General features: G+C 46.7%; 10 protein-coding genes. 7 read left to right on the top strand and 3 right to left on the bottom strand.

Translation table 11 applies throughout. The annotated features are described in order from the left end of the window. The first annotated feature begins 280 nt into the window (after window positions 1-280). The 5 genes from QUB10_RS32965 to QUB10_RS32945 all read left to right on the top strand — a co-directional run bounded on the left by QUB10_RS32965 (window position 281) and on the right by QUB10_RS32945 (window position 5,798). Complete coding sequence (locus QUB10_RS32965) at window positions 281-880, top strand: hypothetical protein (RefSeq protein ID WP_333207321.1); 600 nt, start codon at window positions 281-283, stop codon at window positions 878-880. A 124-nt stretch (window positions 881-1,004) separates the two neighbouring features. Beyond that, the gene (locus QUB10_RS32960; RefSeq protein WP_333207320.1) at window positions 1,005-1,904 is read left to right on the top strand and encodes a DUF6745 domain-containing protein; all 900 of its coding nucleotides are present in this window, start codon (window positions 1,005-1,007) and stop codon (window positions 1,902-1,904) included. Continuing rightward, window positions 1,859-2,074 carry a hypothetical protein gene (locus QUB10_RS32955; protein ID WP_333207319.1) on the top strand — a complete coding sequence of 72 codons (216 nt, stop codon included), beginning with the start codon at window positions 1,859-1,861 and terminating at the stop codon, window positions 2,072-2,074. The genes QUB10_RS32960 and QUB10_RS32955 overlap by 46 nt, the downstream gene beginning before the upstream one ends. A 163-nt stretch (window positions 2,075-2,237) precedes the next feature. Beyond that, window positions 2,238-3,419, top strand: a complete 1,182-nt coding sequence (gene sat, locus QUB10_RS32950; protein ID WP_333207318.1) for a sulfate adenylyltransferase — start codon at window positions 2,238-2,240, stop codon at window positions 3,417-3,419. Window positions 3,420-3,626: 207 nt separating this feature from the next. Then, window positions 3,627-5,798, top strand: a complete 2,172-nt coding sequence (locus tag QUB10_RS32945; RefSeq protein ID WP_333207317.1) for a caspase family protein — start codon at window positions 3,627-3,629, stop codon at window positions 5,796-5,798. A gap of 48 nt (window positions 5,799-5,846) precedes the next feature. Here the strand turns inward: QUB10_RS32945 and QUB10_RS32940 are convergent, their stop codons facing one another. From QUB10_RS32940 to QUB10_RS32930, 3 genes are all read right to left on the bottom strand, one after another. Then, a complete protein-coding gene (locus tag QUB10_RS32940) occupies window positions 5,847-6,407 on the bottom strand; it encodes a Uma2 family endonuclease (RefSeq protein ID WP_333207316.1) in 561 nt (186 codons plus the stop codon). A gap of 374 nt (window positions 6,408-6,781) precedes the next feature. Then, window positions 6,782-8,095 (bottom strand): valine--pyruvate transaminase, encoded by a 1,314-nt coding sequence (locus QUB10_RS32935; RefSeq protein WP_333207315.1) that lies wholly within the window; start codon window positions 8,093-8,095, stop codon window positions 6,782-6,784. 112 nt (window positions 8,096-8,207) lie between these two features. Then, a complete protein-coding gene (locus QUB10_RS32930) occupies window positions 8,208-8,384 on the bottom strand; it encodes a hypothetical protein (RefSeq protein WP_333207314.1) in 177 nt (58 codons plus the stop codon). Window positions 8,385-8,804: 420 nt separating this feature from the next. Between QUB10_RS32930 and QUB10_RS32925 the strand changes: the two genes are divergently transcribed. Together QUB10_RS32925 and QUB10_RS32920 are read left to right on the top strand one after the other, a co-directional pair. Further along, complete coding sequence (locus QUB10_RS32925; protein WP_333207313.1) at window positions 8,805-9,347, top strand: carboxymuconolactone decarboxylase family protein; 543 nt, start codon at window positions 8,805-8,807, stop codon at window positions 9,345-9,347. A gap of 21 nt (window positions 9,348-9,368) precedes the next feature. Next, the gene (locus QUB10_RS32920; protein WP_333207312.1) at window positions 9,369-10,574 is read left to right on the top strand and encodes an adenylate/guanylate cyclase domain-containing protein; all 1,206 of its coding nucleotides are present in this window, start codon (window positions 9,369-9,371) and stop codon (window positions 10,572-10,574) included. The last annotated feature ends 560 nt before the right edge of the window (window positions 10,575-11,134 follow it).

The following is an 11,134-nucleotide window of genomic DNA, read 5'->3' as shown; positions in this document are numbered from 1 at the left end:
ACCCGTTCATCGTAACGATGGTTATAACTACTCGTTTGCATGAGATTGTCATAAAATGTCTAAAAAAGCAGTAAGAGGTTTACCAATTCTGCAAGGGTTGCTATATTAGGACTTACGCGGTGAGAACCGGGTTTCTTCGTAGAGACTTCGCTACCAAACCAAGATTTTTCGCAGAAACCAGGTTTCTTTGGTGGAAGTTTTTATACAATCGTATTTAGGATTTCTCAACTCGCTTTCTATCCCCAAGTAATCTTTATTTTCACCGACTGATTAGAGACATATGTCTTACAATTCCTTTACTTTCCAACAATTAGAAGAGCGATTTGGATTGGATCTATCACTCAGTCCTATTTTGAGTGCCAAGGTGGTTCCCGTAGAACCCTCCGAATGGCTTTGGAGAGCAATTGAAATTAGTTCTAACACTGCTGTTACAACTGTAAAAGAACGTTCGGAACGGATTATTTCTCCTATTCTGTTAGAATTTAGAGAAAGGAACAACAGACAATTTTCTCTTTTTTCTGGTTGGTCATTTGATGTAGATGCTGAGCTGGGATTGAATGGGGAATGCGACTTTCTAATGTCTTCTGTTCCGTTTGATTTTGAAATTAAAGTTCCGGTTTTTGTATTGAGAGAAACTAAAGGCGGAGAAATAGAATCTTGTCTGCCACAGTGTGCAGCACAAATGGTAGCGGCTCAGCTATTTAACGAACGCGAACACAATTCCATACCTGCAATATATGGCTGCGTAACTACTGGCGTTGTCTGGCGGTTTCTTAAATTAGAAGGAAATAATTTAATTATTGATGTTGATGTTTATTGTCTAGATAATGTTTCTCTGATTTTAGGTGTTTTGCAAACAATCGTTAATTTATACCAATAGTTTTACGACTATAATAAAATAGGTTTGTAGGAAGATTCCGTTGTTATTACCAACTTAATGATATTTTTTTGCCGATGCGAGACCGAAAAAGTTTGACCGCAAATTAAATAATCTAGCTGTACTTATGATCGCAAAGACTCTCGAAAAAACAGCGCTAATTCCGATTTATCGCGAGCAGTGGCGAGAAATTGGACTTTCGATAAAACCAGTCGATCGCCCGCAAGCGACAGCCGCCATCAACACCGCCTACAACATCATCCGCTGTCCTGAACCGAAAATTATTTTCTGTGACAGCCCTGACGCTGCTTTGCAAGCTTTTAAACCGCTAATAGAAGGCGATTTGGGCAGCGAGTTGGGCAGGGAAATTCGCGAGAAAATTCACATTGAATTGTACAATCAATTGAGGTATCAACTCGGCAGCGAACTGCAAAACCAACTTTACAGCCAACTTTACAACCGGCTGTACGACCCGATATATCAATTGCACAGTCAAATTAAAGATGAACTTCTAAACAGATTTATCGGCGAATTAGATAGTAGCGATTGGGACAGCATCCTGAACCGCCAATTTTACAACAATAACTGCATAGTTTCAGAATTGTCCGCTTTTAACGGCAGTTGGGTGGATTTTTGTATTGGCGTGTTAAATTTGGAGATAGATCGCCCTTTATACTCAGCCTTTAAATCTTTAGTGGAAAACTGTGGCTGGATTTACCCGTTTGAGAAAAAATGCTTTGTGTGCGATCGCCCGATCCAACTTCATTTTGATAGCGAATATTTGCTCCACGCTTTATGTCAACCAGCGGTTGAATTTGCTGACAAGTTGAGTGTATACTCTTATCGTGGCGTCCGACTGCCGGAAATAATCGGTCAAGTTCCGCCCCAATCTTGGCAAGCTTCATGGCTATTAACAGAACAGAATGCCGAAGTGCGGCGAGTTTTGATTCAGGCATCGGCTATCCGAAAATTTGTCAAGAATTGCAAGCAACTGAATTGGATACTTGGCAAGAATATACTTTGTTGAAAATTGAGAATAATATTGACATAGAGCCAATTTATTTGTTAAAGATGACTTGTCCGAGTACGGGACACCTTCACGCTTTGCGAGTGCCGCCAAAAGTGTGCTCCGCTAAAGAAGCGATTAGCTGGGTAAATTGGGGAATAGATCCCGAAGAATTTCAAGTCCAGACTTGAGGCGAAAGTTTAGAGTTTTGAGTGCGCGAGTTTACAGTTAAAGAATTACAGCGCCACAAAAGCAGCGTTCTGCACAAGTCCAGAACAATTAAAAAATGTAGAATTGCAGCCACCGCTTGATACTATGTACTCTGGCAGCTAAAACCCACAACTTCAAATCGACATGAGCCAGCATTCAGACCGCATTGCCCCTCACGGCGGCACCCTGGTCAACCGCATTGCCACACTAGACCAGAGACAAGAATTTTTCGATAAAGCAGAGTCCCTGCCGCGAGTCCAGTTGTCGGATCGATCGATCTCCGACCTGCAAATGATCGCCATCGGCGCCCTGAGTCCCCTCAAAGGGTTCATGAACGAAGCAGATTATCGATCGGTCGTTAAACAAATGCGCCTCTCCAACGGCATCCCTTGGTCGGTTCCCATCACCCTCTCGGTAACAGAAGAAGTCGCCGCACCCCTGAAAGCAGGAACTTTAGTGCGCCTCGACTCGCCGGCGGGCAAATTTGTCGGGCTCTTGGAACTTGCAGAAAAATATCACTACAGTAAAGAAGAAGAAGCCCTCAACGTCTACCGCACCGACGACCTCAAACACCCAGGTGTCCAGGTAGTAGACAAATCAGGCCCCGTTAACCTCGCAGGCGACATTTGGCTGCTGGAACGCGAACTAGATGTCCGCTTTCCCCAATACCAAATTGACCCGGCGAAATCGAGAATGCTGTTCACAGAAAAAGGATGGAAAACCATAGTCGGTTTCCAAACCCGAAACCCCATCCACCGGGCCCACGAATACATCCAAAAATGCGCCTTAGAAACAGTAGACGGGTTGTTCCTGCACCCGCTAGTCGGGACGACTAAGGATGACGACATCGCCGCTGACGTGCGGATGCGCTGCTACGAAATTCTGCTAGAAAAATACTATCCAAAAGATCGCGTAATTTTGGCAATTAATCCGGCGGCAATGCGCTACGCCGGGCCGCGAGAAGCAATTTTTCATGCTTTAATCCGCAAAAACTACGGCTGCACTCACTTTATCGTGGGGCGCGATCACGCGGGAGTTGGCGATTATTACGGGACTTACGATGCCCAACATATTTTTGATGAATTTGAGCCGGGAGAATTGGGAATTGTGCCGATGAAATTCGAGCACGCTTTCTATTGCAAACTGACGGAACAAATGGCTACAACTAAAACAAGCCCCAGCACTCCCGAACAACGGGTGCATTTGTCGGGAACCAAAGTTCGGGAAATGCTGCGCGCTGGAAAATTGCCGCCGCCGCAGTTTTCCCGGCCGGAAGTCGCCGCAGAATTAGCCAAGGCCATGAATATTTTCAATTACGAGATTTAAATCTTGAACTTGGGTGTGGGCGACATTCTGCAGAGTTTTGAATTTTGAGTTTTGAGTTGAAATTTTATAATTTTAAACTTAAAGCTCAAAACTTAAAACTTAAAAATTATCTTAATACTAAACACTCACAACCTAATTAAATTCCCTACAATTATTGAGGGGAATTTAACTGAAAATTCAAAACTTAAAATTCAAAGCTATTTAAAAATGGGACTCAAGCGGCGGGAATTTTTGCAGCAAGCTGGCCGGGTGCTGGCCGCCATCGGAATCAGCGAGGCTTTGTGGCTGCCGTTGGGCGATCGCTACCTCCAAGCCTTAGCGCAGCCGACAGCCAGGAAATTGGCTTTGTTGGTGGGCGTTGACAAATATCCAGACTCGCCCCTGCACGGCTGCGTTACGGATGTGGAAATGCAGCGGGAACTGCTGATATATCGGTTTGGGTTTGTGCCCTCGGACATTTTGACTTTGACTGACGCTCAAGCGACGAGGGAGAATATCGAGACGGCTTTTATCACTCACTTGACTCAACAAGCAAAACCCGGTGACGTGGTAGTTTTTCACTTTAGTGGCTGCGGTAGTCGAGTCAGTTTGGCCGAGTCTCCCGGAAAAATGCAAAACAGTTTGGTGCCGGCGGATGATGTTTTGCCGCTGTTAGCAAACCGGGCGGTGAACGATATTTTAGAGGAAACGCTGTTGCTGTTGGTGCGATCGCTCGCGACAGAAAATGCGATCGCCATCCTCGACACCAGCTACACCTATCCGGGTTTCCCCAAAAACGGCAACTTTCGCATTCGCTCTCGCCCCCGCCCCACCATCGGCGAGCTGGGTATCGCAGAATTAACGTTTGCCCAAGACCTCCGAACCCGCCCAAATCTTCGTCCTGCGGCCACCGTACTTGCCGCCGGTGCGGATTCCCAACTCGCCGCCGAACAAGAGTGGGGCGGATTTACCGCAGGTTTGTTTACCTACGCCCTCACCCAAACTTTGTGGTGGGCAACTCCCGCTAGCAGCTTCAGCGTCAGTTTCAGCCGCGCGGCGGGTAAGGTCGAGCAAATTGCGGGGTTATCGCAGCAACCGCAAATTCTCAATCACGATTTAACAGCGCCGCTGGCGGTGAATTTTTCAAATTTAATCTTGAATTCCCCTGCATCTGACGGCGCTGTGACGGCGGTGGAAGACGGAGGCAAAACTGTGCAGTTGTGGCTGGGCGGTTTGTCGCCGGGGGTTTTGGAGTGCTCCGGGGGTTCTGTGTTTGCTGTGGATTCTTCGGAGGGCGCGAGGCTTTTGCTGCGGGGACGCACGGGCCTCTCTGCTAAAGCCCAAGTTTTAGACGGGTTCGATCGAACAAACGGCGAATTAACTGTCGGCGAACTCGTGAGGGAAGAAATTCGGGTATTGCCGCGAAACATCGGTTTGACAGTAGCTTTGGACTCGGGTTTGGAACGCATCGAGCGGGTGGACGCTACCAGCGCCTTTGCGACTGTGCCGCAAGTTTCGGCGGTAGGCAGTGAGCAATTGGCTGACTGTCGGTTCGGCAGAGTCCCGGAAACGACTTTAGCCGAAACAGTCTCGCCTCACGAGCCTGCTTTGTCTCAAAGCCGTTACGGTTTGTTTTCTTTGGCTCAAATGCTGATTCCCGATACTGAGGGCGATGGGGGAGAAGCAGTTAAGGTGGCGGTGCAGCGCTTGACTCCGCAGTTGAAAGCGCTGCAGGCGGGGAAGTTGCTGCGGCTGACAGCCAATGAGGGGTCTTCGCGCCTGAAGGTGCGGGCGGTTCTGGCAACTACCGCACCGCAAGCGCGGGCCGTGGCACAGCGGGAGCCGGTGCGGGCAGGCGGTGATTATCGGCTGGAACCGCTGAGCGGGGAAAGTGAGAAATCCGCCAGCGCTCATATACTAAGTTTAACAGAAGGCAGTCGAGTTCGGTACAGATTGTATAACGACAGCGATCGCCCGGTTTACTTTGCGGTGTTTGGCTCGGACAGCGCGGGACGGCTGTCTGTGCTCGGCGCTGAGGGCAAAGACTCTGTGGGGGCAATGTCGCGGGCGATCGCTCCTGGGGAGAATTTGACTCTACCGGCGGCTGGGGGGAGCGGGTGGGCGGTATCGGGGCCGATCGGACTTGCAGAAATTATGATTATATTTAGTGAGAGTACCTTCGATCGAACTCTGGCTGCAATAGAAGCCGAAATGCAGCAAACGAGGGATGCCCTGCCAATTCGAGTGTTGTTAAATCCTTTAAATGTGGCGCGGGCGGTACTCGAAGATTTGCACGCGGCTAGCATTCCGGGGGTACAGAAAGTGGGGATATCAACGGATGATTTGGCTTTGGATGTGAATGTTTGGGCAACTCTGAGTTTTGTTTATCGGGTTGTTTAATTGAAAAATGGGGACTTGGGAATGTTTTCTATAACCTATAATCCGAATCTATCCCAGTACGAAATCGATATTCACTTCCAAATCAGGAAAGGCGAGCGACGCAACTTGTTGACCCCGCCAAAATTTTTGGATTAAACTGTAACCATTCGGAGTTGGCTGGCGGTAAACTTCTAAACATTGTGCCTCTATATCTACTAGCCAAACTTCTTGAATTAGCGATCGAGCGTAAATCAGAACTTTCACATCTCGATCGTAATCAACCGTGCTATCGGATACTTCTACCAACAGCAAAACTTCTGACGGTACTGGATGTGCTGTTGAATAGTAATCAGCCCGGGGTTGCAGCAATACTATATCAGGTTGAGGTTCGGTTCGCTCGCTCAACTGGATGGGGTTTTGCACATCCAGAAAAGCCCGGTTACTGGGAATTTCGCTGAACAGTCCGATGAATCGTCTCACACAGGAAGCATGACGAGTTCCAATTGCTGCCATTTGGATAAGTTCTCCTTCTATCAGTTCTACCCGATCGCCCTCGGAAAGAATACCAGCTTTGCCCATTAAATGATATTCTTCTACGGTCAACAACCTTTTGAGTAATTGCACTGCCATAACCTACCGCGCTGCTAATTATTATTTTTTAAATTGTAGTCGATCTGCCAAGGAAGAAGTCAATCGATTTTAGATTTTAGATTTTAGATTTTAGATTAAAGCATTGACCCCACAGATCAATTCGGGGGGCAAGTTTCATCGGATACAGGTTTTTTATTTCTGGACGGATGAATCACGTGGCCGGTATCCTGGATGCTTTCGGTCATTATCATCGGTAACTGATAATTGGTAATTGGTAACTTGTAATGCCCTTCGACTTACTCCGGCTACGATCAGCACGAGTCGCTCAGGAACCGCGTACCCGAAGTATTGGGAATGTTAACAGTCAACTGTCAACTGTCAACTGTCAACTGCCAACTGCCAACTGCCAACTGTCAACTGTCAACTGACTGATAAAGCTTTTCTACCATTTGAGCCAAGCGTTTCATGGCAGTTTCAATCTCATCATTTGTTGCAGTCAAACTGATGCGTAAACACTCATGTTTGTGCTGCCAATCTTCCCGCAAACCGGGGAAGAAAGAACTTCCTGGCACGACAATTACGCCGACTTTTTTCAACTCTTGATACAGTTCCCAATCAGTCATTGGCAAATCTTTCAGCCACAACCATGCGAAAATTGCTCCTTCGCCCCGGTGCAAAAACCACGGCAAATCTTTCGGCATTGCTTGTTCTAGGGTGCTTTCTACGATCGCAAATTTGCTTTGATAGTACGGCCGAATTACGTTGATGGAAATGTCGGCAAGAGCGCCGGAAGCAATGGCACGAGTTGCGATCGCCTGTCCGTATCTCGGCGAATGAATGCACATATTGGTCTGAAAACATTCTAATATTTGAATGATTTTTTCATCGCCGATCGCAATTCCGATTCTTTCTCCCGGCAATCCGGCTTTCGACAAACTCATACAGTGCACGATATTGCCGCCAAAAATCGGCGTCATTTCGGTAAAATTCAAGGACGGGAACGGAGGGCCGTAGGCGGAATCCACGAACACCGGCACGTCGAAAGCGGCTGCTAAATCGGCAATTTTCTTAACTTCGTCGTCGCTGAGAACGTTGCCGGTGGGGTTGCAGGGACGGGAAAAAATGACGCAACCAGTGGTTTGGTCGATCGACAGTTGGCTGAAATCCGGGCGGTATTTGAACCTGTGAGCAGCCGCATCAATATCGAGGGTAGGTTTGCAGGCGACTACCGCTTCGGGAATCAAGCTAACGCCGCCGTAACCGGTGTAGTCTGGGCTCAGCGGTAGCACGATATTTTTAAGGCTACCCCCCCTAGCCCCCCCTTGGTAAGGGGGGGATGGGGGGGGTGTAGTGTAGCCGCCGAAAGCGTTGGCTGCGTAGAAGTAAATCGATTGACTTCCGGGAGTAATTAGGATATTGCGATCGGTCAAATTGAGTCCGTAACGCTGGTTAAAATCCGTCCGCACCGCATCAATCAACGGCTGATAACCTTGACTGGAACCGTAGCGACAAACAACCTCGCCGTATTCCGGGCTGGCCAAAAGTTCCGCAGTGCAGTCGCGCCACAACTGCTCGACTTCCGGCAAAATTACCGGATTTCCGGCGCTCAAATTGATAAACTCCTGCCCGCTGCCGGCTCTGAGAGTTTCAATAATATCTTTCATAATTGCCCGAACTCCCGTGAGGTGGGACATCTGAGCGCCAAATTGAGTCAGGGCAGGGTTCATAGCAAATGCAGCGACAATGATAGAAGTTTACAGTTTACCCATAATAACTCCAGTCGCAGGCGTTAGCCTAGCTTATCTGGGGCATGGATTGTCGATCGAGCTTCTGATTAATTCAATAAACTCGATCGCACTGCATTTTGTTTTTCCCCTGTGCGCGCGCCGGATCATAATATTCTGGGCATTTGTGGAGTTTGATCGAACTGAGATGTTGCACCATTCTCAATAAGCTTTTTAGGAACAGGCAAGATGCCTGTTCCACAAGAAAATTCACTCTTTGTGGAACAGGCATCTTGCCTGTTCTTGACAATGGTGCAAGATGTGAGATAGAACAGTGTTTTTTGCCTAAAAATTAGCGAACCGAACAGCCATCTCTAATTCAAGAGTTTTGGTAAGATTTCACACCGCCGCGCCTCATGAATTGCCCCTACTTGACAGCAGCCATTGGAAACATCTAAAATTAGCCGTAGAACCCGATCGCAACATAATTTTCTTGGCTCCGGTTACTGCTATAATTGCAGGTTTAATCCAGCCTCAATAATCAGATTTGTGGCTAGCTTATTTTCAGGATTCGCGGTTTGCTGACAGCGGTGCATTTTATTATCAATCCGACTAAAGCCCAGATAGCTCGTAAGGTCGCCCTTTGAGTGGCGTTACATAACAAATACCTAAATCCCAACCCAAATTAACTGCCGTCAAGTTCAACACAACAATGACACACTTTCCACTTATAGAATACGAGCAACTTACAGATCCTAAAGCCAAAGCAGTCTACGAAGAAATTTTGACAGACTTGGGGTTTGGCATTGTCCCCAACCTGTTCAAGTCAATGGCAATTAACCCTGACATATTAGAAGCTAATTGGAAAAAATTTCGGGGAACAATCCTGCAAGGAGACTTACCGCGCACGCTTAAAGAAATGGTCGGCGTCGCTATTTCCCAATCAAATAATAGCGAGTACGCTCTCCAAGTTCACCTGCACGGATTGTCAGCGTTGGGGATGAGCGAAGAAATCCTGCGAACCCTAGTTTCTGACTTTGCCAACTGCCCTTTGCCAAAACGTGATAAAGCCGTAATTACCTTTGGCTTGCTTGCTGCTACTAAACCCCTGGAAGTGACAGAAACTCATTACCAAAACCTGCGGGATTTAGGGCTAGATGATTCTGAAATATTTGAGATTATTGCAACAGCCGACCTGTTTAGCTTTGTCAACCGATATACGGATTCAATAGCCCTCGAAATAGATGCTTTGTAATCTATATTTTATATCCCTATTATGGGCGATCGGCTAGAAGATCAAGATCGAGAAGAGCTTCTGTTGACAGCCCGCCGTTTGTTAGCAGAAGCTCAAGCGCTTTCCATCCGCATTTCCGCCGTCAATGAAATTGCCACTGCCATTAACCGCACCCTCGATCTGGGTCAGATTTTGCGGGTAGTAGGTAAGCAAGCCAAATGGCTGCTAGACTTTGAACACTGTAGCGTTTGCCTGCACAGCAATAACGCTTGCATGACTTTATTTGGCCCGCATATCCCTGTAGATATTTCAGCCCTGACAGAGGGCGGCCCGATTAAGAAGGCTTTCACAACACGTCAACCTCAATTAATTCAAGAAGCGGATGCTACTGCTATTTTATCCCCCTACCCTTCGCAAATTATCATTCCCTTGGAAAGTGAAGGTAAAGTTTTAGGAACCATTAATTTTGCCACAACCAAGCCGCGGGCGTACACTCAAGAAGACTTACGGATTGGCTATCTTTTGGCTTTGCAACTCTCCTCAGCCATCCGCAATGCTGAACGCTTTAAAGAGATAAATAACCTGTATTCCGAACTCGATGCCGAAAAGCACAAATCTGACCAGCTACTGTTGAATGTGCTCCCGGTTGAAATTGCCGATGAACTCAAAAATAACGGCAAAGTGGAACCACTTTATTATGATAGCGTATCGGTTTTATTTACTGACTTTAAAGGCTTTACTCAGTTATCTGAAAACATGACGCCGCGAGAGTTAGTTGACGAACTTGATTATTGTTTTTCTTATTTCGATCGCGTGATGGATAAATACTCTATGGAAAAACTGAAGACTATTGGCGACAGCTATATGTGCGCGGCGGGAATTCCTACGCCTCGCCCAACACACGCCTTTGACGCTGTACTTGCTGCCATAGAAATCCGACAGTTCATGGATTTGCGGAAATTGCAGAAAGCTCAACAAAATATTCCTTATTGGGATATCCGCATTGGCATTCATTCAGGCCCTATACTTGCTGGGGTAATTGGCAATAAAAAGTTTTCCTATGATGTCTGGGGAGATACAGTTAATACTGCATCTCGGATGGAATCTTCCGGCGTACCTGGAAATATCAATATCTCTCAGGAAACGTTTGAATTAGTTAGAGATTTTTTTGAATGCGAATACCGAGGAAAAATTTATGCTAAAAATAAAGGCGAGTTGGATATGTATTTGGTTCACCATCTTAAATAAATTTGGTAATGGCTAATTGCTAAGGGAAAATGGCTAAGCGAGCCATACGATTTTAGATTTTAGATTTTAGATTTTAGATTTTGATTAGGGAATGACTGATTACTATCACGGTTTGGATCGCTGGCCTACAGTTGCAGTTTTTTTAACGGGTGTAAGATATTGCAATCCTTGCAGGAGTCGTAAATTTTTTACCCCACCCCAACCCTCCCCTTATAAAGGCGAGGGAGTAAGAAATTCACAAATGATGCGAGGATGGCTATATCGCTCGTTGTAAATTTTTTACCCCACCCCAACCCTCCCCTTATAAAGGGGAGGGAGTAAGAAATTTACAAATGATGCGAGGATGGCTATATCGCTCGTCATAAATTTTTTACCCCACCCCAACCCTCCCCTTATAAAGGGGAGGGAGTAAGAAATTCACAAATGATGCGAGGATGGCTATATCGCTCGTCGTAAATTTTTTACCCCACCCCAACCCTCCCCTTATAACCCACATTCCGCACCCCCAACTGGCACATACGCGGATTGAGGAAGTAAAAGTGAATCATCGGAGATAATAA

The sequence above is a fragment of the Microcoleus sp. B5-D4 genome (assembly GCF_036705145.1).
In the GTDB taxonomy this organism is placed as follows: domain Bacteria; phylum Cyanobacteriota; class Cyanobacteriia; order Cyanobacteriales; family Microcoleaceae; genus Microcoleus.
Note: the sequence above shows the minus strand (reverse complement) of the source record. Positions and strands in the feature narration are given on the sequence as shown.

Bases quoted from the DNA above. Each gene is read 5' to 3' on its own strand.
- QUB10_RS32965 (WP_333207321.1), top strand. From the start codon at position 281: ATGTCTTACAATTCCTTTACTTTCCAACAATTAGAAGAGCGATTTGGA.
- QUB10_RS32960 (WP_333207320.1), top strand. From the start codon at position 1,005: ATGATCGCAAAGACTCTCGAAAAAACAGCGCTAATTCCGATTTATCGC.
- sat (WP_333207318.1), top strand. From the start codon at position 2,238: ATGAGCCAGCATTCAGACCGCATTGCCCCTCACGGCGGCACCCTGGTC.
- QUB10_RS32945 (WP_333207317.1), top strand. From the start codon at position 3,627: ATGGGACTCAAGCGGCGGGAATTTTTGCAGCAAGCTGGCCGGGTGCTG.
- QUB10_RS32940 (WP_333207316.1), bottom strand. From the start codon at position 6,407: ATGGCAGTGCAATTACTCAAAAGGTTGTTGACCGTAGAAGAATATCAT.
- QUB10_RS32935 (WP_333207315.1), bottom strand. From the start codon at position 8,095: ATGAACCCTGCCCTGACTCAATTTGGCGCTCAGATGTCCCACCTCACG.
- QUB10_RS32930 (WP_333207314.1), bottom strand. From the start codon at position 8,384: ATGCCTGTTCCACAAAGAGTGAATTTTCTTGTGGAACAGGCATCTTGC.
- QUB10_RS32925 (WP_333207313.1), top strand. From the start codon at position 8,805: ATGACACACTTTCCACTTATAGAATACGAGCAACTTACAGATCCTAAA.
- QUB10_RS32920 (WP_333207312.1), top strand. From the start codon at position 9,369: ATGGGCGATCGGCTAGAAGATCAAGATCGAGAAGAGCTTCTGTTGACA.